Origin of the sequence: Bacteroides sp. AM54-2NS (assembly GCF_003602935.1) — a bacterium.
In the GTDB taxonomy this organism is placed as follows: Bacteria; Bacteroidota; Bacteroidia; order Bacteroidales; family Bacteroidaceae; genus Bacteroides; species Bacteroides xylanisolvens.
Window position 1 is genome coordinate 70,591 of sequence record NZ_QTMZ01000021.1, and the last position, 26,842, is coordinate 97,432.

Annotated in this window: 17 protein-coding genes and 3 pseudogenes; 8 read left to right on the forward strand and 12 right to left on the reverse strand. The window is 41.5% G+C overall.

The annotated features are described in order from the left end of the window. Positions 1–106: 106 nt before the first annotated feature. The 12 genes and pseudogenes from bglX to DXA05_RS14385 all read right to left on the reverse strand — a co-directional run bounded on the left by bglX (position 107) and on the right by DXA05_RS14385 (position 17,864). Positions 107–2,347, reverse strand: a complete 2,241-nt coding sequence (gene bglX / locus DXA05_RS14340; protein WP_128859296.1) for a beta-glucosidase BglX — start codon at positions 2,345–2,347, stop codon at positions 107–109. A gap of 7 nt (positions 2,348–2,354) precedes the next feature. After that, a pseudogene (locus DXA05_RS14345) lies at positions 2,355–4,345 on the reverse strand (FAD-dependent oxidoreductase). Between the two features lie 8 nt (positions 4,346–4,353). Next, the gene (locus DXA05_RS14350) at positions 4,354–6,669 is read right to left on the reverse strand and encodes a glycoside hydrolase family 3 N-terminal domain-containing protein (RefSeq protein ID WP_008018506.1); all 2,316 of its coding nucleotides are present in this window, start codon (positions 6,667–6,669) and stop codon (positions 4,354–4,356) included. An 86-nt stretch (positions 6,670–6,755) separates the two neighbouring features. Then, positions 6,756–7,970: a hypothetical protein gene (locus DXA05_RS14355; RefSeq protein ID WP_004315974.1), complete on the reverse strand. Its 1,215-nt coding sequence runs from the start codon at positions 7,968–7,970 to the stop codon at positions 6,756–6,758. 14 nt (positions 7,971–7,984) lie between these two features. Next, a complete protein-coding gene (locus tag DXA05_RS14360; protein ID WP_008643276.1) occupies positions 7,985–9,340 on the reverse strand; it encodes a glycoside hydrolase family 2 TIM barrel-domain containing protein in 1,356 nt (451 codons plus the stop codon). A gap of 4 nt (positions 9,341–9,344) precedes the next feature. Further along, on the reverse strand, positions 9,345–9,626 hold the full coding sequence (locus DXA05_RS27655) for an FAD-dependent oxidoreductase (protein WP_347812605.1): 282 nt from the start codon (positions 9,624–9,626) through the stop codon (positions 9,345–9,347). Then, positions 9,581–10,990 (reverse strand): FAD-dependent oxidoreductase, encoded by a 1,410-nt coding sequence (locus DXA05_RS14365; RefSeq protein WP_284515561.1) that lies wholly within the window; start codon positions 10,988–10,990, stop codon positions 9,581–9,583. Before DXA05_RS14365 ends, DXA05_RS27655 begins: the two co-directional genes overlap by 46 nt. Before the next feature lie 33 nt (positions 10,991–11,023). Further along, entirely contained in the window at positions 11,024–11,968 is a 945-nt protein-coding gene (locus DXA05_RS27660) for a RagB/SusD family nutrient uptake outer membrane protein (protein WP_284515562.1), read from the reverse strand. Continuing rightward, entirely contained in the window at positions 11,965–12,609 is a 645-nt protein-coding gene (locus DXA05_RS27665; protein ID WP_284515563.1) for a RagB/SusD family nutrient uptake outer membrane protein, read from the reverse strand. The genes DXA05_RS27660 and DXA05_RS27665 overlap by 4 nt, the downstream gene beginning before the upstream one ends. Before the next feature lie 12 nt (positions 12,610–12,621). Next, positions 12,622–15,891: a TonB-dependent receptor gene (locus tag DXA05_RS14375; RefSeq protein WP_008018504.1), complete on the reverse strand. Its 3,270-nt coding sequence runs from the start codon at positions 15,889–15,891 to the stop codon at positions 12,622–12,624. A 268-nt stretch (positions 15,892–16,159) separates the two neighbouring features. Continuing rightward, positions 16,160–17,136 (reverse strand): annotated as a pseudogene (locus DXA05_RS14380) (FecR domain-containing protein). 126 nt (positions 17,137–17,262) lie between these two features. Beyond that, positions 17,263–17,864: pseudogene (locus DXA05_RS14385) on the reverse strand (RNA polymerase sigma-70 factor). Positions 17,865–18,038: 174 nt separating this feature from the next. Between DXA05_RS14385 and DXA05_RS14390 the strand changes: the two are divergent. From DXA05_RS14390 to DXA05_RS14425, 8 genes are all read left to right on the forward strand, one after another. Continuing rightward, positions 18,039–18,692, forward strand: a complete 654-nt coding sequence (locus DXA05_RS14390; protein ID WP_004315967.1) for a DUF2490 domain-containing protein — start codon at positions 18,039–18,041, stop codon at positions 18,690–18,692. Between the two features lie 324 nt (positions 18,693–19,016). Further along, positions 19,017–20,921: a fimbrillin family protein gene (locus DXA05_RS14395; RefSeq protein WP_128859297.1), complete on the forward strand. Its 1,905-nt coding sequence runs from the start codon at positions 19,017–19,019 to the stop codon at positions 20,919–20,921. Positions 20,922–20,994: 73 nt separating this feature from the next. Then, entirely contained in the window at positions 20,995–21,486 is a 492-nt protein-coding gene (locus DXA05_RS14400) for a PaaI family thioesterase (protein WP_004310812.1), read from the forward strand. A gap of 245 nt (positions 21,487–21,731) precedes the next feature. Next, positions 21,732–22,583: an ATP phosphoribosyltransferase gene (gene hisG / locus DXA05_RS14405; RefSeq protein WP_004310813.1), complete on the forward strand. Its 852-nt coding sequence runs from the start codon at positions 21,732–21,734 to the stop codon at positions 22,581–22,583. Between the two features lie 29 nt (positions 22,584–22,612). Continuing rightward, the gene (gene hisD, locus DXA05_RS14410) at positions 22,613–23,902 is read left to right on the forward strand and encodes a histidinol dehydrogenase (protein WP_008643282.1); all 1,290 of its coding nucleotides are present in this window, start codon (positions 22,613–22,615) and stop codon (positions 23,900–23,902) included. Beyond that, positions 23,862–24,959: a histidinol-phosphate transaminase gene (hisC, locus tag DXA05_RS14415; protein WP_004310815.1), complete on the forward strand. Its 1,098-nt coding sequence runs from the start codon at positions 23,862–23,864 to the stop codon at positions 24,957–24,959. The genes hisD and hisC overlap by 41 nt, the downstream gene beginning before the upstream one ends. A 3-nt stretch (positions 24,960–24,962) precedes the next feature. After that, complete coding sequence (gene hisB, locus DXA05_RS14420) at positions 24,963–26,087, forward strand: bifunctional histidinol-phosphatase/imidazoleglycerol-phosphate dehydratase HisB (RefSeq protein WP_008021762.1); 1,125 nt, start codon at positions 24,963–24,965, stop codon at positions 26,085–26,087. Between the two features lie 26 nt (positions 26,088–26,113). Further along, positions 26,114–26,677, forward strand: coding sequence for a dual specificity protein phosphatase family protein (locus DXA05_RS14425; RefSeq protein WP_004315962.1), 564 nt, complete (start codon positions 26,114–26,116; stop codon positions 26,675–26,677). Positions 26,678–26,842: the final 165 nt, after the last annotated feature.

Genomic DNA, 26,842 nt, shown 5'->3' on the forward strand with positions numbered 1-26,842 from the left:
ATAATCATCACTCTGATAATCATCAGGTCTGAATAATGAATAAATGAAAAGCAGTCTCATCCTTTTGGTGAGGCCGCTTTTTGAATAGAATAACTCTTTGCTACTGTTACTTTATTTCGAAAAAGGTTTCCAGTTCGCTTTGACTATCAGTGCCGATCCTTATCTTGAACTTACCCGGTTCCACCTCTTTTTTCATATTAATATTCCAAAAGCTCAGTTCGTATGAGGAGAGTTCGAATACTACTATTTTTTCTTCATTTGGACTTAACTCTATCCTTTTAAACCCTTTTAGTTCCTTTACTGGACGAGTGACGGAACCGAAAAGATCCGATACATAGAGTTGAACTACTTCTGTTCCTTTATATTGCCCTGTATTTTTCACTTTGACGCTAATTGAAAGCGTATCGTTCGGAGTGAGTACGGTGTGGTCTGTTTTTAAATCGGAATATTCGAAAGATGTGTATGACAGACCATATCCGAATGGGAATAAAGGTTGTGCTCCTAAATCGAGATAATAAGAAGAGTGGCCTAATACTGACTGTTTGGCATTTAAAGGTATTTCGTCTAAAGACTTTTCTTTTCCTGTAGCCGGACGCCCGGTATTGGTGTGATTATAGTAAATGGGAATTTGTCCTGTTGCTTTTGGAAAAGTAACGGGTAGTTTGCCGCTAGGTGTGGTCTTACCAAATAAAATATCTGCCAGTGCGTTACCGCCCATCGTTCCCGGATGCCAAGCATATAATACAGCATCGGATAGGTTTAGCTCCTCATTGATAATCAATGGGCGTCCGGCCATGATAACTGTAATGAGCGGCTTATTTGTTCCGCTTAATATTTTGATAAGTTCGGATTGTGCTCCTTGTAGCTTTATATCAGCCAAACAATGCGCTTCGCCTGACAGGATGGCTTCTTCACCGATAAAAGCTATAATGACATCTACTTGGCTTGCTTTTGCCAATACCTTATTGAAATTCATCTTATTTTTATCTCTGCTGTACTCCAGACCTTTCACAAAATGAATTTCCACTTTGTCGCCATACATTTCACGCAGTGCTTTTACAGGAGTTTGTGTTCTCTCTGTTTCTCCGTCCATTGTCCAGGTTCCGAGTTGATCGTGAGGAGCATCGGATAATGGCCCTACTATCAGGATACTTTTTATTTTCGGAGATAGCGGTAATGTGCGGTTCTCATTTTTCAATAGGACGACAGATTCTTCCGCAATCTTTTTTGCAATAGCTAGATGCTTGTCCGAATAGGTTTCTTTTTTCTTATTAATATCAGTGTAAGGATTGTCAAATAGTCCGAGCCTGAACTTTAATCTTAGTACATTTCGTACCGCATTGTCCAATGTCTCTTCGGTAATTATCCCCTTGGCGATTAATTCCTCTATATTCTGAATAAAGGCTTTGGAAGACATATCCATGTCCAGTCCGGCTTCTATCGCTTTTCGGGCTGCATCTTTCCGGTCTTCAGCGAAGCCATGTTTTATCATTTCCGTTACAGAGCCCCAGTCGGAAACTACAACCCCGTCAAACTTCCATTCTTTGCGAAGAATACCCTTTAATAGTTTTTTGTTTCCTGTAGCCGGAATCCCATCATTATCATTGAACGAAGTCATAATACTGGAACAATTGGCTTTTACAGCTTTTTCGAAAGGCGGAAGATAGACATCTCTCAACTGTCTTTCGGGAATATGAGTTGAATTATAATCACGTCCTCCTTCTACAGTCCCGTATCCGATAAAATGCTTGGCGCAGGCAGCCATTGATTGTGGATTTGATAAATTATCACCTTGAAATCCGTTTACTACGGCAACAGCCATTTGTTCCGTGAGATAGGTATCTTCACCAAAACTTTCGGCTATGCGTCCCCACCGGGCATCTCTGGATATGTCTATCATGGGTGCAAATGACCATCTGACACCATGCTCCGTGGCTTCTATGGCTGCGATTCGTGCCCCTTTCTGTATCAGTTCCGGATGGAAGGTGGCAGCTTGTCCTAATGGAATGGGTAACATTGTTTTGAAACCATGCACGACGTCGCGTGTGAAAACCAGGGGGATACCGGTTCTTGATTGTTTGTAGGCGATTTCTTGTAACTCATTGACGATTTCGGGTTCGGTAACATTCATAACCGAACCGATTTCTCCTTTTCGTATCAATATCTTCAGATTTTCAATTGTACCGCGTCCGTCAAGTTGGTTCAACTGCCCTGCTTTTTCACGGATAGTCATACCTGATAGGGTTGAATCAATCTTTTGCTCTAAATATGTATTCTCATTCTGGGCATGGGAAAAACAAAATATTGATAACAGATATAGCAAACACAAAATCTTTTTCATATACATATAAATCTTATTTTACGGGTATGAATAGTACAGCGTCAGCAATGACCGCCCCGCTTGTATCTCCGGTGGATATTTCTATATATGGCATGGAGCTTTTTTGAAAGTTGTATGTTCCCAGTTCTATCCATTCTCCCGTAGTTTGTCCTTCTATTCTCACGCTGTCTTTATGTATGACTCTTGTCCAACTATCGATTCCGTTCGAAATGGAATATGTGATAGCCGGTGATATATCTTTTCTCATGTGATAATAAGTATAGACTTTGTATTTTCCTTCATGTTCCATATGTGGGCTGAAACGGACAGGCGAACCGTTGCGAACTTTGGATTTCAGGAAAGTGGGACCATATCCTCCTTGTTTTTTTATAACTTCCCAATCATTATTGATGGATAAGTCCAGTTCGCTGTCGTCAATCAGTATCTCGGAAAAACTATCGTCCAATAGGGGATTTTCGTGTAGCAATGCCTGTACTTTTTTTATATCGACGGTTTGTACGCTTCCTGTGTTTATGGCTTCTGCTGCGGCGATAGCGGCAGACTGTGCCAATACCATAAATACCGGTTCCATACGGATGGAACCATAGGCAATATGACTGGCGGAGAGACAAACGGGAACGAGCAAGTTCTTACATTCTTCTTCCTTTGGGATGATGGAACGATAGGATATGGGGTAGGGGAGCCCACCGCCGATTTCTACATTTCCTTCATTTTTTACTATGTACTTACCATCTTTTTTTACGAGTAACCGTTGGCAGTTGTGTGAGTCCATGGTATATGCAGCCATACCGATACCATCGGTAACTGTTTCTCGTCCTTCGCAATGTGCTTGCGTCATTACATAATCCCCTGTCATTCTGCGGCTTTCTCTGATATATAGTTGAGGCGACCAATGGTTGTCCTCGGTATATTCGTCTTTGGGATAACCCCATGCCTGTATTTCGTCTCTTAATTCTTGCGGAACTCTGGGGTCGGTCTTGTAGAAATAAAGTAATCCTTGGGTATAGTCTTTATGTGCTTTTATGATTTCTGCCCTTTCTTCGTAAGATGCTTCCGGATAGTTATGATTCATTCCAATCATATCAGTAGAAAATCCTCCCCGGTTATTTATATCCGTCTTATTGTTTGGCATCCGGCTCCAGATAAAATAATGGTTTAGTTTCCTTTTATTGGGTTGGGCGTCAAACAGGCGTAGCAGTAACTCGTATTTGGTGGAATCATAATTTTCCGGGCGGGTGATTTCTATTTTGTTGGCTGGATTGTCGGTGAGGCAAATGCGGTAATTATAGCTTGTACTAACTTGTCGCCCGTACCGTCCGATGAGAGTGCGGCAGGACTGATTCCCCATAATAATCCGCTTGTGGAATCACCTTTTATCTTGTATGGGTCTACTCCATCCGGAAACTGGTGTCCTTTCATCAGTTGGACGCCATTATAAGTTTCACCATACTGTTTGTTGTCTTCCCGGCCTATTATGTAGGAAACTCCTGCTTTAGCCATCAGGTCACCCTCATAAGTACAGTCGATGAATACTTTGGCGGCTATGGATTTGCCGAGTTTTGTTCCGTCGGAACTTTCAAGGGTGATATTTTTTATATATCCGTTGGCAAGTTGGACGTCTGTGATTCTGTATTTGTATAAAACCTTGACATCCGCTCGCTTAATGTAGTCATTAAAGAGGCTGTCCGCTACTTTGGGTTCGAATATCCATTGTTCCAGTTTGCCGTAATAAGCTCCCAAACGGCGGTAAAAATCTTTTGATAATCCGGTCACCACTTGTTTGTTTCCTATATCGGTGAAACCAAGCCCACCAGAAGTCAGTCCGCCGAGGCGGCTTTGCGGTTCGATAAGCAACACCTTCTTATCCAACATCTTGGCAGAGTATGCTGCTATTACTCCGGCGGAAGTGCCGCCGTAGATACATATGTCGTACTCTTCTTTCGGGTTGCTTTTACAACTGAACAGAAAAGTAAGAACAGTTAATAATAGAATCAGGTTCTTCATATCCGGTTTCATTTTACGTTAAACTTAACTTTTTGTAGGTCTTTGTCCAAAGAACTGCCGCCCACCATGACGGTAAACGTGCCCGGTTCGAGCACATATTCGGCTTTATGGTTATAGTAGGACAGGTCTTCTTTGTTCAAGCGGAATGATACCACTTTGTTTTCTCCTTTTTCCAAAAGAATACGTTGAAAACGCTTCAGTTCTTTCACCGGTCGGGTGGTGTTACTGTAATCATCCCGAATATAAAGTTGGACGACCTCTTCTCCTTGCCTTTCTCCTGTGTTACTGACATTCACAGTAATCTCTATTTCTTCGTTGGCGTGATAATCAGCCTTATTTACTTTAAGCTGGTCGTACTTGAAAGAAGTATAGCTTAGACCATATCCGAAAGGATAAAGTGGTGTTTTGTCCCCGTCAATATAAGGATGGAGAAATTGGGACGGTTTGTGATTATATACCGTTGAAATCTGACCTACGTGCCGTGGAATAGTGATGGGTAACTTTCCGCTGGGATTTACTTTGCCGAAGAGGATTTCTGCAATTGCTTTTCCACCCATTGACCCCGGTTCCCAGGCTTCAATAACAGCCGGGATATTTTCAGCAATCCATCTGGTGGCAAGGGGACGTCCGTTTATCAGGATGACGATAGTAGGAACTCCTGTCTTGTAAATAGATTCCACAAGATAATCCTGTTTACCCCAAAGAGTGATGTCCATACGGTCTCTGTTTTCTCCGCATGTTTTCTCTTTCCAATGTTGCCGGAAAGAGTCTTCGCCAACTATGACGATTGCCAAATCCGAAGACTTTGCTGTTTGTATGGCCTCTTCTATTTTGGCACTATCCAATGCTCTCATATTCCAGCCGACATCTACATAATTTATCTGTGTACCGGATGCTTCCTCTTTTATGCCTTCCAGTATGGTTGATACATTCTTCTCCGGTTGCTCAAATACCCAGTCGCCCATGATTGATTGGTTATTGGCATTAGGCCCTGTCACGAGTATCTTTTTGAACTTTCGGGTGTCAACGGGAAGCAGACTCTCGTTTTTCAATAGGACGATGGAGCGCCGGGCGATTTCCAGTGCTGTTTGCTGATGTTTTTTGGTGAAAACCGTTTTCTTTATTCCGGCTTCCGTAACATACCGGTTCTCGAATAATCCTAGCCGGAACTTGGCTTCCAGTATCTTGGCGCATGCTTTATTAACTCTTTCTTCCGTCAGTTTTCCTTCTTTTATAAGTTTCAGGATGGCATCGAAAAAAACAGGGCCATGCATATGCATGTCTACTCCGCCATCTACGGACAGGAAGAATGCATCGGTTGTATTCTCGGATATCCGGTGGCGTGTGCTGATTGCTTCCATATCCATCCAGTCGCTTACAATGAACCCGTCGAATCCGTATTCATTCCGCATAATGTCGGTCATCAACCATTTGTTTGCATGACACGGGATCCCATTCAATTCGTTATGTGCTGGCATAAGGGTAAAAGGTTTAGCTTCTTGTATGGCTGCTTTGAATGGGGGTAAAAAGAAGTTTCTTAGTTTGCCTTCACTCAATTCTACCGGGCCGGCATTGGTTCCGTTATTGGCTATTCCCCCTGCAACCAAATGTTTGGCGCAGGCTAATACGGTATTTAGTCCTGTAAGATTGTCTGTTTGCAGACCTTTGATGGATGCTACTCCCATGCGGGATACCAGATACGGGTCTTCTCCGAATGTTTCTCCTACTCTTCCCCAACGGGCATCACAGGCTATTTCTATATTTGGAGTGAATGCCCAGTGAGAACCTGTCACACGCATTTCGAGGGCTGTCTGCCTGCTTGCCTGTTCTATTAAATCGGGCGCAAATGTGGAAGCCATTCCTATTGGAGACGGGTAAATGGTAGAGCCGCTGACGAGCCCGTTTCCATGTATGGCATCAATCCCTATCAGCAAGGGAATTTTCAAACGGCTTTTTTCCGCCAACTTTTGCAGATGATTGGCTTCCGCAGGAGTCAAGACATGAAGAAATGAACCGATTTCTCCCTGTGTGACCATCCGTTCCACTCCTGTGGAGTGCAATCCTTTGTAAAATCCTCTGGCATGACCGTTCAGTAACTCTTCTTCCGTGATATTCTTTTCCGCGTCGCGCATATGTTCCAGACCTACATACTGGCACATTTGGGCAACCTTTTCTTTCAGCGTCATTAAGGACATCAGATTTTCCACTCTTGTTTGGACTGACTGGGAAGGGTCAAGATAAAGCGGTCGTTCAGGTATGTCATTAGCTCCGAATACTAAGGGCTGAAAAGTAATTAGCAGGATGAATAATAATTTTATTTTCATTGTTTTATAGATAATAATTTCTAATCCGCCCCTATTTTTGTCATAAATAAGGGCGGTTTAAGAATTAATTTATTTTGAGAACCGGGTTATTTTTCCACTTTCATGTCGATGGTGACATTTCCTTTTGAGCTGCCGCTGGCAAATGACCTGACAATTATAATGCCATATTTGTCGGCAACAGTTTTGAATCCGATGATAGAGCCTACTCCCAGCTTGTTTGTCAGTTTCTCTACTTCTGCTTCGGATGAGTTCGTGTAGAGATTCTGAATCATTTCAGCAGAATTGATTGCTAAGAATTCGTCCGGCGTCATTTGGATAACTTTCAGTTTCGTACTGTTACGATGTTCCCAAGTTGTTATTGCATCCGGTGCTTTGAAAATAGCTTCGATGCTTGCATCAGACGGGGATACGAAATAATAGCCGTATGAACCGTTACTATAGAATAGGGTAATGTCGATATTGGCTGATTTGGCAGCAGCTCCGTCTCGTACATAAATTTCTCCGTTAGTAGTATTTAAGAAAGGTCCTGCGTCTGTACTGGCTTGTGCTCCGATTTTAAGTGTGTAGAATTCATTTATGTCTAATTCTACTGCTCTCGTTACCTCTATGCTATATTCACTTCTTACGATACCACCGTTAGCATCCATCACTTCAAATGTGAATGACAGGGTTTGTCCGGCATTCAAATCAGTAGTTGTGTATGAGAATACATAGGTATCACTGTTGGGATTCTCAAATGTCTCTTTGGTTAAATCTGTAATTTCCAGACCTTCGAGATATGTTTTTATGCTTCTTAATGTTGTTGCGGAAGTAATCTCAATGTCGAACGTTACCACTTCTCCCGCAGTAACCGTTTCCGGTGCGGTATCAGGAATCTTTATTTCAATTTCCGGTTTGGCAGCCTGGATGTAAACTACATATTCGGCAGTGGATTTCTTTTCCTCATTGTCAGTTGCCAGTATTACAAAGTTCAGTGTTTTACCTACTTCCTCCGATTTTATGGTGTATGATACGCTGTATGAGTCTTTATCCGTATTTCCCGGATATTCTTTGGCACTTCCGGGTATTTCTTGTGAGTCGAGCATGGTAACGACTTTCTTAATACCGGCTGTGCCTGTCATCTCAACAGAAAAACTGAGTTCTGTGCCCGGATAAGCAATGACTGGTTCGTCTCCGACTTTCGTGAACTTAATAGTCGGTTTCGGGTTCTGTTGTATAGTTTCATCGTCACTGTCACATGCAATGAAGAAGATAGCTGTGAGGCACAACAAGATGCCTAAATTATATTTTAATAGTTTCATAGTCGATAATTTTTTTATTGAACTGAAAATGGAATAACCGCACTTGCTACTTTCTTGTTTTTCACATCGCGCACAAAGACTATCAGACGATAGTTACCGACCGTTGAGGGAGCCTTGAATGTAATTTCCTTTTTAGTGTTATCATCTATTAATCCGGTGATGCCATCCGGCAGGCTGCCGTCTGAAGAAGCCGTCTTTTCCTTCATAATCATCCAGTCGTAGGTCAGTGCATCCCCATCCGGGTCGGTGGCTGTGACTTTAGCTTCGTTGGATGAGTTCGGGCTGACAATAATAGCGTCTTCCGCTTTTTTGCCATTCATCAGTATATCATTACGGGTTGCTATTACTGGAGCCCGGTTCTTCGGATAACTTCCTGTCCATGCATATTGCATGGCATCGACTGCCGGGAAGGTATATCCTTTTTTGTCGAACAGCCCGTACCAGGTCAGTACTTCTCCGTGAGTCTGGTATCCCCATAAGAATACGAACGAACCTAAGCAACCGTTGTCCTTATTGACGGCTATATTCTCTTGGTAGGCTTTCAGATAGTCAGCTTCTTTTTCACTACTGGTCTGTTCTACTAAACCTCCCCACGGCAGCACTCTTTCGGGTTCGGGATTCATTTGCCAAGTGCCGCGAGGCCCGAACTCCGTAATCATATACGGCTTGGTCCAGCCTGCGGACTGAAGATTGCCTAATACTCCCGGCAGGTTAGGCGCATACGTATTGACTGAAAGAATATCTATATGCGGAGCTTTTTCTATAATATTTTTTATATGGTTCACATTAGAGGAAGCCAATGTCGTTGTAGTGGGATGATTAGGATCGGTTTCATGAATCATCTTGGCTATGTCATTGATGGCATCCCATAGTTTGAGATTGGTGTAGCTTGCTTCCGCTTCATTTCCTATCGACCATACCAAAAGTGCCGGATGATCCTTGAAACGTTCGACTGTCGCTTTCATTTCATCAAATTGAGCTTTTACCGCCGCTGCGTTGTTGTAATCGAAACCGTCGGTTTCTCTTTTTATGTAAAGTCCGAAATTGACATAGAGTCCTTTTTCCTGAGCGGCATCCAGAATGGCTTTACTTTTGTCGGATACTCCGTATGTCCTGACGACATTAGCACCGAAATCGGCTGCTTCAGCATAGAAGTTGTTGCATGCGGCCCCTTTGACATATAGTTCTTGACCGTCTACCAGTAATCTCCATTTCCCGTCGACTTTTGATGTCTCAACTTTAACGGGGGGAACAATTGGCTTTTCTTCAAAAGAGCCTTTAGGTATTGTATAGTTGTCTCTGTCTGAACATGCAACATTCAGTACGGTGGCAAGCACAAAAACTGAGGTTATTATGTATTTTAGTTTCATAACTTTATTTTTTAGTGGGTACTGATAATAATTGTCCGTCCTGCAGTAATTTATACTTCAATACATCATAAGATATTTTCTGGACAGGTAAATTCGAATCTATTGCCAGAGCGGCGGCTGTGGCTGCCGATTGTCCTAATATCATATATACTGGTTCCATCCTGATTGTACTATAGGCAACATGAGAAGATGATAAACATACGGTTGCCAATAGGTTGGCACATTCTTCCTCTTTAGGAGTCAGTGAATAATAACTGATGGAGTAGGGAATGGTAGGGGCGAATATAGTACCTCATTTCTTAATTTGCCCTCTTGGTCGATGACGCGGGATACATAATGGCAGTCCAGGGCATAAGAACCCAGTCCCACCGAATGTTCGACCGGCGTACGATCTGTTTTGCGTACATTCTTTTCTGTCATTACAAATGCTCCGATCATCCTGCGGGCTTCCCGTACGTATATTTGATAAGGGAAATTTTGGGTGTCAGTGAATTCGTCTTTAGGCAATCCCCAGTCCAGCATTTCTTTGCGGATATGTTCTGGTACACGTTTGTCATGTCCCAGAAACCACAACATGCCCAGCGCATAATCTTTATGTAACTGCTCTATTTCCTGCCTGGTTTTATAGTCGGCTTCTGCATAGTTATAACTTGCTCCGAAGAAGTCCAGATGGTTGGTATCCGTTTTCTTGTTAGGCATAGGAGTCAATGTTATAATTTGCTGGAGTTTTGTTTCCGGTTCCAGTTTTAGCATACGTGCATATATCTCATACCATAACGGATTATAGTTCTTCGGCTTTTGAATAGATATACGGTTATCGGGGTCGTTTGTCAGAGTCATTCTGTAGCAATAGGCTTGCACGCGTTTGTCCGCATCCCCTTGTTTGCCCCATTCCCGATCTGTAACGTAGGGCAAGGCACCTGATTTTACATTCCCTTCCTTAATGTAAGGGCTTATTTTTGTCAGGTCTTTTCCTTGTTTGTAATTGAGACGGATGCCATTATAGGTTTCCCCGTATTGCAGGTTTGATTCGCGTCCTACTGTGTAGGATACTCCTGCACGTGCCAGAAGATCGCCTTCGTAGGATGCGTCTATAAACATTTTGGCTTCAATAACCTTTCCATTCTCCAGTTGGATGCTCCGGATTATATTCTCTTCTTTCCGGACGTTCTTATTTAGGTCGAGCCGGTGGTTGAAAAGAATTTCTACTCCTGCCATCTTCAGCATATCCCGCATAATTCGTTCGGCTACTGAGGATTCATAGACCCATTGTATCTGCCTTTCATCATTTTTCCCTCTATATGTACGCTTTAATGTCGAAACCATGAATGATTCCCTGTCTTGGTTGTGCCATACTTCAGGTTGCAGATAGTAGTTGTATATTTTGTTGTAGAATTCTTTTGTTATACCACCTATCAGGTCATTACGGTTCATGTCGGTAGCGGTCAGTCCTGACGTGACAAGACCGCCTACATGGTCGTTTTTCGATATAAGCACTACTTTCTTACCCATACGTGCGCCTTGTATTGCAGCAATTACTCCGGAAGCTGACTCTCCATATATACAAATGTCATATTGTGGAGTATTGGCAAACAAGCCTGTAACGAAAGAACAGAAAAGCAGTGTTAATATGGTAATTTTTTTTCTCATCTTAATTATATGTATGTTGTTTCAATGATGTGATTATTTGTATCCTATATTTTGAGGGAAGTTTTCGGCTCCCATATTGATAACTTCCGCTTCGGGGATCGGCCATCTCACAAAGTGAGGGTTGGCGGGCAGATTGTTACGTCCGAGAATGGATGCAGGGATTTCCGGATCTCCGGCGTATGCCTTGATTTGTTCGATAAGTATTCCAAGACGTTTCAGAAAATACCATCTGTCGCCTTCGAAAGACAGCTCGCGGGCTTGTTCGTCCATAATGTCTTTCATGGTTAGCACACCGGTGAATTTGTCGTTTCCGGCTCTTTCCCATGTTTTGTTAAAGTAGTATTTAGCCAACGTCTGGTCGTTTTTCATCAAGGCTGCCTCGGCTGCCATTATATAGGATTCGGCAAGACGGTACACTATCACATCTTTATAACTGCGTGTCTCCGAAGCGGTGCGCGTCCATTTATCTCCGTACTTGATACATCCCGGATATACATTCTTATTGATGCTTCCATTCTTATATAATGGGAAATAATCTCCGGGTTTTACTGTAGCCGAACCGTATGTGATGTTTTTATCAGTCGTATTTTTGTACTGGTGTATGTAGTACTCTTGATAACGTTTGTCCTTAGCCTTGTCATACAGTGAGAATAAATAGGGGCTGGGGAGACATCTTCCGTAAGTATATCCCCAGTTGTCATAAGAACAGGCATATTCTGCGGTTCCACCGATTTCGGTACGGTATTGGGCGATGAAATAGGCTGCATAGTAATTGCCTTTTGGAGTGGCATTGGATAAATTACCGCCCGGATTTTTACTCCACTGTTGCACCATCAGCGCTTCTTTATGATTCAAGTCTCCGGCATTAAATACTTCATTCAATGCAATCAAGTCAAAATGTCCCGATTTCTCTATTTCTTCCACTTGTTCCAGAGTCGTATCCCAGTCTTTGAGCCATAATGCGGCTTTGGCTTTCATATGACGGGCGGCAGCTGGGTGAATCTTCCCGCTTCGTCGGATACCCAGTCGAGGTTTGTAATGGCATACTCCAAATCCTCGTAAATCAAGTCGAACACTTCTTTCTCGGAAGCGGCATGAAAATCTCTCGGATCGTTGACGTTTTCGGCAGTAGTCGGCTGTATGTTCAGCCATATCCTGTCGAATGTGCGGTATAATAGGAAATAAGACTGCGCTCTGAAACATTTTGCTTCTGAGACGGTGGCCCGTAAGGAAGGAGTGTCTTCCAAGTCCTCGGCTGCGGCAATTATTTCATTGGCTTTGCCTATGATTTGATACATTGTACGCCACATGAATCCTACCTGGCTGGCGGACGGCTTTAAATAATTAGGGTCATAGATGCCGTAAAAGTTACCGGTTCCGCCATTGGTTACAGCTAAATCCGTACCTCTTTCCAAAGCGAAGATGGTGGCATTTTCAGTATCATTTGCGTAGTAGCGTTGCAATGCATATAGTGCATTGACCGCGAGTTTTAGCCCTTCCGGTGTTCCGAATACGTATTCGGAGCTATACTTCGTCTTGTGTTCTTCATCTAGGAAGTCGGAGCAGGAAGTAGTAAAGAGGAAGCAGGCTGTAAATATAAATAATATACTCTTTTTCATGATTTTATCTTATTAAAATGTCACATTCAATCCAAATAATACAGTCCTGGGTTCGGGATAATCTCCCGGAGTTTGTTCCGGACCGTAAGCCTGTACATCGGTTTTCGTCCAGAAGTTAGACAGTGTCATATAGAGTCTCAGACTTTGCATGTATGCTTTGCTGATAAGAGCACGGGGGAAGTTGTATCCGAAAGTAACGTTTCGCAGACGGACATACGAGGCATCCTGATAACCCAATGAACTGATATATGCGGGAGCTTGCGTCATGTTGGGCGCAGGGGCTTCATTAGACGGGTTATTCTGTGTCCAGTAATTGCGTCGGATACCATTTCGCTTGGCTGTCAAGTCACCACCATTCTCGAATGTCGTCAGATAAGGGTTGTATATCGTTCCTCCATGAGAGATATACAGGTCGGCGGATAAGTCGAATCCTTTGTAGTTGAAAGATGTGCCGACCGTACCTATCCATTTGGGGTCACGTTGCATCACTACTCTGTCATCGGCTGTTATCTGATTGTCGTTGTTGACATCGCGCAGTTTGATGCTGCCCGGAGTAGCTGTCGGCATATGAGAATTGGCGATATCGTCATCTTTTTGCCAGATGCCGTCAAATACATAGTCGTAATATACATTCATCGGATATCCGACAAACCATTTGTTGTTCACGTCATCAAGCGGTTTGCCATTCTCATCGACTTGTCCGTCTATCTTTTTAATTTCATTCTTGTTCTTGGTGAAAGTGAAGTTGACATCCCATCTGAAATCTTTGATTTTGACGGGAGTGGTATTCAGCGTTATTTCGATACCATTATTCTTCATTTCCGCCAGGTTTACAGTCTGGGTGGAATATCCGAGCGAGCTTGGGATAGACTTGGTGACAAGCAGGTCGGTAGTCTTGGTATTATAGTATTCTATCGTACCATTGATTCTTCCGTTGAAGAATCCGAAATCAAGTCCGATATTTCCGGAAGTGGACGTTTCCCATTTCAAGTTAGGGTTGGTCAATTCCGTTCCGGGTAGATAACCGATGATGGTCTTGTCACCGAATTCGGTCAGGTATCTATCTGTCAAACCAAGTGATTTATAAGGGGTAACGCCTTGGTTACCGACCGCACCGTAACTTAAACGGAGTTTCAGGTTGGACAGCCATTTGGCTTCTTTTAAAAAGGATTCTTCATTTATCCTCCAGGCAAAAGCTCCCGAAGGGAAATAACCGTATTTGTTATTCTTTCCGAAAACGGAAGAACCGTCCACACGCAAAGCGAAGGTGAACAGGTATTTCTCGAACAGGTTATATCTGACACGTCCCAAGAAAGATAATAGTTTTCTATCAGATAATTCCCAGGTAGGCGTACCATATTCATTGGCAGAGCCTATCGCATTATAAGTCAAATCATCGTTTGCGAATCCGGTACCGTTTATTCCTAGATTTTTCCATTCGATGACATTGACACTTTGCATAAAGGTTGCGTCGAAATGATGGTTCTTATTGAAATCCTTCACGTAGTTGACTATATTCTCGAACAGGTAGTCGTTAGAGAAACTTGTGCCGGCAGTCGCTTTTCCATTGTTATTGCGTCCTGTCGTATGCTTTGTCCCCTGATAAGTGTTGCTATGGACAGTCCTGGTATTCAAACTTCCGTTTGCACGGTATGATAAGTCCTTTGTGATTTTCCAGTCCACGAAAAAGTTGATCAATAGCCGGTCGGTCTGGCTTTTATTGTTTGAGTAGTCGATATTCCATAATGGGTTGTAGTGGGATTCTCCAGCTTCGGTTACATCTTCACGCAAGGAACCGTCGTCATTATATACTTTTGCCAGAGGCGGCATGGTGATAAATGAATTGAAGGAGCCGTCTGCTGTTTTCTTCCATGATTTGGTGTATAAGAAGTTCGTGCCTATTGTCAGGTTTTTCAGTAGTTTGTGGTCGATGTTCAATCGTCCGCTCAAACGTTGGAATCCCGAATTTGGAACCATACCGTTTTGGTCAAAATATCCCAGTCCCAGAGCGTACTTTGTTTTGTCCCCGCCGGATTGTATCAAGATGTCGTGCTTTTGTTGCCAGGCGGAGCTTATCATTAGCTTTTCCCAGTCAACATACTCTCCTGATTTAAAAACGTCGAGCATCAACCCTCTGAAACAGTCGGTTTCATCATAGCTAAGATTGGCATTATAGTATGCTTCCTTGCGTAAAGCAGCCCATTCCTCTCCATTGTAAAACTCAAAGTTCTTATGGATACTTTGTGAAGCGGCGTAGGTGTTATAACTGATTTTCATCTTTCCGGTCTGTCCCCGTTTGGTAGTGATTAGTATGACACCATTGGCTGCGCGTGCGCCATAGATTGATTGGGAAGAAGCGTCTTTCAGAACTTCGAGTGATGCTATATCGTTGGAGTTTATATCATCTATACTAGTCATCGGGACACCGTCCACGATGTAAAGAGGATCATTTCCGCCGGAAAGCGAACGACGTCCCCGGATCAGAATATTCGAACTGCCACCGGGAGCGGCATTGGACATGGTAACCTGCACACCGGCAGCTTGTCCTCTCAGCATTTCACCCAGGCTAGAAGAGGGGGTAGAATTCAGTTTCTCGGAAGTTACGGAAGATATAGCGCCTGTGACATCACTGCGTTTCTGTACACCGTACCCTACTACTATTACTTCGTCCAGCAGCTCGCTGTCTTCTTTTAGTATGATACGCGCCAACTCTTTACTGTTCGCTTTGACCTCGGTTGTTTGATACCCGATGTATGAGAACTGAATAGTAGCATCTTCGGTTACGTTTGCCAAAGAATAGTTTCCGTTAATATCGGTAATGATACCGTTTGTCGTACCTTTTACTAATACATTGGCACCGATAATGGGTTCACCGTTCTGGTCTGTAACTGTTCCGTTGACGGTTTTGGTTCTTGTTGATTTTATTGTTTCCTGGCTTTTTTGTTTGCCGACAGAGATGGTATTATTTTTCTTATTGAAATATAAATTGGTCTGTACTGTTATCATGCTCAAAATATTTTCTAACGAGCTATTGCGTGCTTTGATTGAAATACGTGGGGCGGCATTTACAATTTCCTGATCATAAAAGAATTTGTAGCCGGTCTGTTTGCTTAATTGATTGAATACATTTTCTACAGTTTCATTCTTGACATCCAGCGTAATGTTTTTCTTTTCTTGTGCCTGTATGTAACAAGGCAATGATGACAAGCATACGAATAGTAAAAAAGCTAAAAATGAATGTACATTTCTGCCTTTCCTTTTTATATTAGGAAGATTATTCATAAATTTGTACGTTTTAGTAATTGAATAGATTATTTAAAACAAAGACTTGTAATACGAGATACGTTATTCACACGGGTCGAAACGAATGAATATCCGTCCGGATTACGGAATAGGGGCTTCTCTGAGAGACAGCTCCTATTTTTCAGAGATGGAATTAACCGGGTGCTTTCATAATATGTCTTCTTAAAATTATAAGTTAAATATTCAAGGTTCTACAAGGTAATACACACCGTAAACTATATACTAGGGTGTGATTAACATCTTTTTGCTATTTATATAACAATATGTGGTTGCCTTCCTTCTTATACCGGATACCACTTGTATATTCGATAGATTGAAGAACTGCTTCCAGGCTCTTGTTATCGTGTTCTCCGGAAATCAGATTGTTGAATTTACCGTTGGCAAATGTAATATGGCAATTGTACATTCGTTCCAGTTCTTTTGCCACGTCACGTATCGGAGTACTGTTGAAACGCAGACCGCCTTTTTTCCATATGGCTACCGGACGCTCTTCCCGTCGTTTGCTGTATTCGCCCGAAATGGTATTGATAAGTACCTGCTCTTTGCCTTTTAACCGCATCATCGCTTCCGGCAAATCTACCTGCACCTTTCCGCTTTCCACTTCTACAGAAACGATTTCATCAGAAGAATAGGATTTTATATCAAAGCAGGTTCCTAGTACACGTACATCGAAACGGCGGGTACTGACAATGAAAGGTTGTTCTTCATTTCTGTGTACCTGAAAATATCCTTCACCTTCCAGTACTATTTTACGCTCTTCTCCTGTGAAATTATTCGGATACCGGACATGTGAGCAGGAATTTAGTGTTAGTTGGGTGCCGTCGGGCAGGAGAAGTTGTTTTCGTTCGCCATAAGATGTTGAGGCTTCCAGATAGATATCTGTTGTTCATTCAGATGTTCCAGATAATGAATTCCGCTCAGTACCAGGCAAACGATTGCTGCAGTGCTGGCGGTAACAACTGCGATACGATGGAACCAAGTACGTTTTTTATGTTCTATGTGTTTCAATAATTGACGTGCCTCTCGTTTATAGTGTTCACGTTCAAGATCTGTATAAGGTTGCTGTGTGGCGGTTTCTTCCCAGACATCGGAAGACAACTCATTGAGTGTTTCATGATTATCCGGGTCGTGCAGGCTGTTCAGTAGTTGCCGGGCATCCTCTGTTGTATAGAGATCGTCCAGATAACGGCGATATAGTTTTTTATTATTTTCTGTATTCTTCATATTCTGTTATTTAGAATTCGGGTATATCTTAATTTCCCCTTTGTATAATTAGTACACAAAGAAAAAGAATGTCTAGGGTATAGTTAACTTCCTTTAACTGTATATGCCGTTAGAAACCATCTCCCGCTAAAGATTGAGGCAGATAAGAAGTAAAATTAGGTCAGTGCCGGTAACAGAGTGTTTTTCTAAATACGTACGAAGCGAACGCAAAGAAGATGAGATATGTTCTTGTACCGTATTGACAGAAATCTCCAATGCTTCTGCTATTCTTTATGAGACATTTGTTTCTCACGGCTCATTTCGAATATTTCTCGCTGGCGGGAAGTCAGTTGTTCCAGTGCATGAGATATAAGTCTCTGTAAATCATTGGCAATGATTTCATTGTTCGTCTCATTACTGTAGTCTATAGCTTGTGAAAGGATTTGCTCTTTCAGTCGGTCTTCGCTTGCCAGTTCGCGCAAATGGTTTAGAATCCGATTGCGCATGATTGTATATAAATAAGAAGAAAAAGATGTGTTGGGATTAATAAAACGACGACTTTCCCAAATCGTAGTGAAGGCGTCCTGAAAGATATCCTCTGCGTATTCGCGTGATTTGAGAAAACGCATCGCAAAATATATCAGGCGATTTTTATAAGCCGCATAAAGTTCACAGAATGCATCTTCATCTCCGGCTATCAGGCGGATGACAAGCGAACGTTCATTACCGGGAATATTTGTTGCGCACATATAGCATTTTAGGTTTCAATTCACAAAGGGATTGTTAGAATGTCACAAACGTACGTAAAATCCGGGAAATAAAAAAGGAAAGAAGTCGCTAATCTTTTTCAGATTTATTTCAGTATCATGATTTTTCTTTGTCGGAGATTATTTATTATCTTTGCAACTTTAACCCGATAATCAATGAGTAGAATAATATTAAATACTAAGATTTGGCTGTTTGTGTTGTTGTTTGGAATGTCGTTTCCCGCATGGGCACAAAGTGATGATTTCAATACATGGACTAAATTTAAGGTAAATTATAAGATAGATTCTCGTTTCTCGGTTTCAGGCGATTTGGAATTACGTATGAAGGATGATGTAAGTCGATTAGATCGTTGGGGACTGACAGTTGGTGGAAGTTATCGCCCTTGTTCTTTTTTGAATCTGGGAGTGGGATATGAGACCCATCTTCGGAATTTGGGTGATTCAGACTGGAAGTTGAGACATCGCTATCATATATCTGCCACTGCCAACTTTCGTTATCAATGGTTGAAAGTGTCTTTGCGGGAGAGGTTTCAGCAGACTTTTGACCGTGGTGATTCTGAAACTCGTCTACGTTCTCGTTTGAAGTTATCCTATGCTCCTACAAAAGGAATCGTTTCTCCTTATTTTTCTGTTGAAATTTATCAAAGTCTGGATGATACCTCTTTTTGGAGAGCAGACCGTATGCGCTATCGTCCCGGAGTGGAGATTGCTTTAGCCAAACGTTGGTCATTGGATGCATTTTATTGTTATCAATATGCATCTTCGCAAGGCAGACACATTGCCGGAATAGAAGTGGGGTATTCTTTTTGAAATAAATGACGGATAGTAAATAATAACCAATGCTAATATAATAATGTGGAGTTCAGAATGTCTTGTTTTTGCATGTGTTATGTAAATGGCTGATTACGTGCTTTTTATATAAAAGATTAATCTTTTTAAAGGAAAATATTTCTTTTCTTAACTATAATCTGTACTTTCGCTTCCACATTTCAAACTGTAATGTGGGAATTTAAGATTCTACAGTTGCAACAGACGTGTTGTATGGTTTTTCATAACCGAAAGTGAATACTTCCTCTTATGGCATTCTTTCTGCTTAATCAAGAATTTCTTTTTTTGAACTAATAGAAAAACAAAATGAAAACATGCCATAACCTATTTGTGGGAGTAGGTTTTTTTATCCTTTGTTGTACTATGTTTACTGCTTGTGTAAACCATATTTCGGAGGAAGAAGGGGAAATCATTAATAATGGAGATATTCCGTTGAAGTTTGTAGCTGATATTCATGAGATTATGAATACTCGTGTAGTAAACAATAGTTTTGGAGAAAAAGATGAAGTGGGATTATTTGCACTTGCAGGAACTACTACAATGCAAGAAGAACGTTATGCAGATAATCTTCATTTTGTGCGTTCATCTACTGGTGAGTTTGTATCTGATGAGTCGGTTTACTATCCGGATGATGGAGTAACATTGAATTTAATCAGTTATTATCCATATCAGAAGGGCGGGGTAGCAATGGGTGAAAGTTCCATGCAAGTGACCGTTGCAACAACTCAAGATAAACTGGATGATTATTCTCATTCTGATTTTCTAGTTGCTTCCAAAAAGGAAGTATTAGCTAGTAAAGATGCAGTTGCTTTGACTTACAACCACCAGTTCTTTCGCATGAAAATAGTCCTTGTCCCCGGAGAGGAAGAGAATATAGAAGAAATACTATCTGTGAAACCTACACTTTCGGTGAGTGGCTTTTATACTAAGACCATTTATGATTTTCAGAAGAAAACATTCTCTGCCTATTCTGAAGAGAAAGATATTACTCCTGCAGGAGAATGGGAAATAAAAGACGGTCGACTAGTAGGAAAAGAGCTTATTTTGATTCCCCAAGAGGCGACTGTTGGGTATCAATACATAACATTGGAAGCTGCCGGCAAACTATATACCAGTTTATTACCATCCACTTTACAATTGGAAAGTGGAAAACAGAGAGAGTTGGAAATAACGTTTGTATCGGCCGAAGATATATTAATGAGTAAAGTGAACGGAGAAATCGGGGATTGGGATGGAACAGAAGTGGATCATACCGAATCGGGTATTTTGCATAAATACATAGATGTATCGAAGCTGACTTTTGAAAAATCGAATGTGTACAAAGTGATACATTCGGGAAAACAAGTAGCCGAAATATGTAAAGAGTATCTTGTTACTCCGGATTTTTCTTCTCAAGCGATTGTTGCCTATCCGATGAAAGAAGACGGTAGCGTTAATTTATCTCAAGGGATTGTAGCACAGTTATTAGGAAAATCAGGAAAAGTGAATGGTGGAAGTGTATCATGGAATATGGAAGATCATTCATTAACCTATGTGGATGGCACTTTATTGGCTCGTAATAATGTTTATGTGCTGGCAGACGGAACAATCTCCTTATCAGTAACACTGGCAGATGATGTGTTACCTGTTTTGGCACAGGAAGATATTGTTCGTGATGTTCGTGGAGGAGTCATCCATAATTATCCGCTAGTGAAGATCGGAACTCAATACTGGATGAGGAGTAATTTGGAGACATCTTTATATGTAAACGGTGATGCGCTCCCTAAATTGAATCAGGTAACAGCAAATATAGCCGGATATTTGCAATCTACTACAGAGCATTATTTTTATACCGCTAATGTTGCGCTTTCCGGTAGGATCTTGCCAACTCACTGGAGTATACCGAATTGGGAAGACTGGAATATTTTAAAAGACTACTTGAAGGGGGAAGCTTCTTTGTTGAAGTCAGGGACCTGGTTGTCCCTGAAGACGGAAGAACAAGTGCAACCTGCAACTAATTTATCCGGTTTTAATGGTATTCCTGTAGGAATGTATGTAGGGGCTTTTCAAGCAGATTATGAGAACAAACATTTGGCATATTGGACATTGGACAATACAAATGCCACCATCGATACTAAGGTTTTCTACATGAAAAGTGATACGAATATCATAGAAGAATCTAATGCGGGTATTGATACGAAAGCTTTCGCTATTCGTTGTATTAGAAAGTAAATCAGTGAAAATTGCATCTCCTTTTCATAAATTGCTTATATTTGGGAAGTAAAACTAACTAAAAGAGAGAACTATGAAGAAGATAATAAATCCCTGGAAGGGTTTGGAAGGGTACAATTGTTTCGGTTGTGCTCCTAATAATGAAGCTGGAGTAAAAATGGAATTTTATGAGGATGGTGACGAAGTAGTGAGCATTTGGAAGCCACGTCCCGAGTATCAAGGCTGGATTGACACTTTGCATGGCGGTATTCAAGCAGTTTTGATGGATGAAATCTGTGCGTGGGTGGTGCTTCGTAAACTACAAACGACTGGAGTGACTTCGAAGATGGAAACCCGTTACCGAAAATCTGTTGATACCAAAGATTCTCATATTGTATTGCGCGCCTCTATTAAAGAAGTGAAGCGGAACATTGTCATTGTTGAAGCAAAATTATATAATGAGGATGGAGAAGTATGCACAGAATCGGTTTGTACCTACTTTACTTTCTCGAAAGAAAAGTCGAAAGACGAAATGCATTTTACGAAATGTGATGTAGAGCCGGAAGAGATATTGCCTTTAATTTGAAATAAAAACTCAAGTTTTTGTGATAAATGTTTGGTGGTTTCAAACAAATGCTTTACTTTTGTCGCAGTTAATAAAAGAAATATGAAATATACAACTACACATCATCATCATCATTTTCCTAACGAATAATCGGTGGGCGTGGATGATATTGTGTATAACTATATAAACGATAACTAAGGCTTGCCGAATACGGTAAGCCTTTTTTATTTCTCAACGCATATTATAATTAAAAATTAAATAAAGTCATGTTAAGAATCGCAGTACAAGCCAAAGGACGTCTCTTCGAAGAGACAATGGCACTTTTAGGAGAGTCGGATATTAAGTTGAGCACTACAAAACGTACCTTATTGGTGCAGTCTTCCAATTTCCCTATTGAAGTTCTATTCCTTCGTGATGATGATATCCCGCAGACAGTGGCTACCGGTGTGGCAGACTTGGGAATTGTTGGCGAAAATGAATTTATGGAAAAGGAAGAAGATGCGGAAATCATCAAACGTTTGGGATTCAGTAAGTGTCGCCTTTCATTGGCTATGCCGAAAGATATTGAATATCCCGGTTTGTCATGGTTTAACGGTAAGAAGATCGCTACTTCTTATCCGGTTATTCTTCGCAACTTCCTGAAGAAAAATGGTGTAAATGCTGAAATTCACGTGATTACCGGTTCTGTAGAAGTGTCTCCGGGAATTGGATTGGCTGATGCTATTTTTGATATTGTAAGCTCCGGTTCTACGTTGGTAAGTAACCGTTTGAAAGAAGTGGAAGTCGTAATGAAGTCGGAAGCATTGCTGATTGGCAACAAGAATATGAGCGACGAGAAAAAAGAAGTGCTCGAAGAACTGCTGTTCCGCATGAATGCAGTAAAAACAGCCGAAGATAAAAAATATGTATTGATGAATGCTCCGAAAGATAAACTGGAAGAAATCATTGCTGTATTGCCGGGTATGAAGAGTCCTACGGTGATGCCGTTAGCACAGGAAGGCTGGTGCTCTGTCCATACAGTACTTGATGAAAAACGTTTTTGGGAAATCATTGGAAAACTGAAAGGACTGGGAGCAGAAGGCATTTTAGTACTGCCAATTGAAAAGATGATTGTATAAATATATAGGCATCTAATAAAATAGTAACCATGAGATTGATTAAATATCCCTCAAAAGAACAGTGGACGGAACTTTTGAAACGTCCGGCACTGAATACGGAAAATTTGTTCGACACTGTTCGCTCTATTATAAATAAGGTAAGAGCAGAAGGTGACAAAGCCGTCTTGAAATATGAAGCTACTTTTGATAAAGTCACCTTGTCTGCGCTTGCTGTGACTCCTGAAGAGATACAGGTTGCCGGAACATTGGTAAGCGATGAACTGAAAGCAGCCATCTCCCTGGCAAAACAAAATATTGAAACCTTTCATGCTTCCCAACGTTTTATCGGAAAGAAGGTAGAAACAATGAACGGTGTGACTTGCTGGCAAAAATCGGTAGGAATCGAAAAAGTGGGATTGTATATTCCGGGTGGAACAGCACCACTTTTCTCAACTGTATTGATGTTGGCTGTTCCGGCTAAAATTGCAGGATGCAAGGAAATCGTACTTTGCACGCCTCCCGATAAGAATGGAAATATTCATCCGGCTATTCTTTTTGCTGCGCAACTGGCAGGTGTCAGTAAAATATTCAAGGCTGGTGGTGTGCAGGCTATTGCCGCTATGGCCTATGGAACGGAGAGTGTACCTAAAGTATATAAGATATTTGGCCCAGGCAATCAATATGTGACAGCTGCCAAACAGTTGGTAAGCCTGCGTGATGTAGCTATTGATATGCCTGCCGGTCCTTCTGAAGTCGAAGTTCTGGCTGATGCATCTGCCAACCCGGTTTTTGTAGCAGCAGATCTTTTGTCACAGGCAGAACACGGAATAGATAGTCAGGCTATATTGATTACCACTTCCGAGAAGCTTCAAACAGAAGTAATGGCGGAAGTAGAACGTCAATTAGCCGAATTGCCCCGTCGTGAAATTGCTGCAAAATCATTAGAGAATAGTAAACTGATTTTAGTAAAGGATTTGGATGAAGCATTGGAACTGACTAACGCATACGCGCCGGAACACTTAATAATAGAAACGGAAAACTACATGGAAGTAGCAGAGCGTGTAACAAATGCCGGTTCTGTTTTTCTTGGATCGTTAACTCCCGAAAGTGCCGGTGACTATGCTTCCGGAACAAATCATACCTTGCCTACCAACGGTTATGCCAAAGCATATAGCGGCGTCAGTCTGGATAGTTTTATCCGCAAGATTACGTTTCAGGAAATTCTCCCGGAAGGAATAAAGGCTATTGGTCCTGCTATTGAGGAGATGGCGGCTAACGAACATTTGGATGCGCATAAAAATGCGGTCACAGTTCGTCTCAAAGCAATTCAAAATTCATAATTTAAAATTTAAAGAAGTGAAAACATTACAAGAATTAACCCGGCCGAATATCTGGAAATTAAAGCCTTACTCTTCGGCACGTGATGAATATAAAGGAGTCACCGCTTCTGTTTTCCTGGATGCAAACGAAAATCCGTACAATACGCCTCACAACCGTTATCCGGACCCTATGCAGTGTGAACTGAAAACATTGTTGTCGAAAATTAAGAAAGTATCTCCCGAACATATTTTTCTCGGAAACGGCAGTGATGAAGCCATCGACTTGGTCTTTCGTGCTTTCTGTGAACCGGGTAAAGATAATGTAGTAGCTATTGATCCTACCTATGGAATGTATCAGGTTTGTGCCGATGTAAACGATGTGGAATATCGGAAAGTATTGTTGGATGATGACTTCCAATTCTCTGCTGACAAATTGCTGGCAGCTACCGACGAGCATACCAAACTGATTTTCCTTTGTTCGCCTAATAATCCGACGGGAAATGATCTGCTTCGTTCCGAAATAGAAAAGATTCTTTGTCAGTTTGAAGGATTGGTAATGTTGGATGAGGCTTACAATGATTTTTCTAAAGCTCCGTCTTTCCTCGAAGAGTTGGATAAATATCCCAATCTCGTCGTATTCCAGACATTCTCCAAAGCCTGGGGATGTGCTGCTATCCGTTTGGGAATGGCTTTTGCTTCCAAAGAGATTATTGATATTCTTAGTAAAATCAAATATCCCTATAATGTCAACCAGTTGACTCAACAGCAAGCCATCGCCATGTTGCATAAACATTATGAGATAGAACGTTGGGTGAAAACTCTGAAGGAAGAACGTGACTATTTGGAAGCGGAATTTGAAAAGCTTCCATGTACCATTAAACTGTTCCCGTCTGATGCGAATTTCTTTTTGGCAAAAGTGACGGATGCCGTGAAAATCTACAATTATTTGGTAGGTGAAGGAATTATTGTGCGTAATCGCCATAACATTTCGCTTTGCTGCAACTGTTTGCGTGTGACTGTCGGTACCCGTGTAGAGAATAATACACTATTAGCCACCCTTAAAAAATACCCGGGATAATTTATGAAGAAGAAAGTATTATTTATAGATAGAGATGGTACGTTGGTGATCGAACCTCCCGTAGATTACCAACTCGACTCATTGGAGAAGCTGGAATTCTATCCGAAAATATTCCGTAATTTAGGTTTTATCCGCAGTAAACTTGATTTTGAATTTGTGATGGTCACCAATCAGGATGGATTGGGTACATCTTCTTTCCCGGAAGAAACGTTTTGGCCTGCCCATAATCTGATGCTTAAAACATTAGAAGGAGAGGGGATTACTTTTGATGAGATTCTGATAGACCGTAGTTTCCCAGAAGATAATGCGCCCACCCGTAAACCACGTACCGGAATGTTGACGAAGTACCTAAATAATCCGGAATACGATCTTGCCGGAAGTTTTGTTATAGGCGACCGTCCTACGGATGTGGAACTTGCCAAAAATATGGGTTGCCGGGCAATTTATCTGCAAAATTCACCTGAAACCCTGAAAGAAAAAGGATTGGAAGAAGTCTGCGCTCTTGCAACAACTGACTGGGATCAGATAGCCGAGTTCCTTTTTGCCGGAGAACGGAAAGCGGAAGTACGTCGTACAACCAAAGAAACAGATATTGATGTGGCTTTGAACTTGAATGGAAACGGTACTTGTGACATCTCTACCGGTCTTGGCTTTTTCGACCACATGCTTGAGCAGATTGGAAAACACTCCGGTATGGACTTGACAATCCGTGTAAAAGGAGATCTGGAGGTAGACGAACATCATACGATCGAAGATACTGCTATTGCATTAGGAGAATGTATTTACCAGGCTTTAGGTAGTAAGCGTGGAATTGAACGTTATGGCTATGCTTTACCGATGGATGATTGTCTTTGTCAGGTTTGTCTGGACTTTGGTGGTCGTCCCTGGCTGGTTTGGGATGCCGAATTCAAGCGTGAGAAGATAGGGGAGATGCCGACGGAAATGTTCCTTCATTTCTTTAAGTCACTAAGTGATGCGGCAAAAATGAATCTGAACATCAAGGCGGAAGGACAAAATGAACATCATAAGATAGAAGGTATTTTTAAAGCCCTTGCCCGTGCCTTGAAAATGGCAATCAAAAGAGATATCTATCATTTTGAACTTCCATCCAGCAAGGGAGTACTTTGATCTTTTTATAATAACAATATAGACTTATGCAGAAAAGAATCCTGTTAAGCCTACTTTTGGGAGTAATCTTCTCTATATCTATTTTTAGTCAGAATTTGAAAGTAGAGAAGATTACTCTTCCTGATAGTGAATTAACCAATCTGTACAAGATCGATTCGGGTGTATATCGTTCAGAGCAACCTTCGCATGAAGACTTTAAAGCTTTAGAAAAGTATGGTATTGGCGAAGCTCTCAATCTCCGTAATAGACATAGCGATGATGATGAAGCCGCAGGAACGAACGTAAAGCTTCATCGGGTAAAGACCAAAGCTCATTCCATCAATGAAGAACAGTTGATTGAAGCATTGCGTATTATAAAGAATCGTAAAGCGCCGATTGTTATCCATTGCCATCACGGATCAGATCGCACAGGAGCTGTTTGCGCACTTTATCGAGTGGTATTTCAGAATGTTTCAAAAGAAGACGCGATTCATGAAATGACTGAAGGCGGTTTTGGCTTTCATCGTATTTATAAAAATATCATTCGGAGGATTAAAGAAGCGGATATAGAGCAAATAAGAAGAAAAGTTATGTGTACAGAGGGATTTTAGTATGTAATTTTGTGCAGATACATGTCTTGCTAAAATGTTGTATCGAAGCTATGATGAGGCGTTATATTTTCTCAACTATTCTCACTGCTATGAGAAAAAATTCTCACTATAATGAGAAAATCTTCTCATAGTAATGAGTATTTTTTCTCATAGCAGTGAGAATAG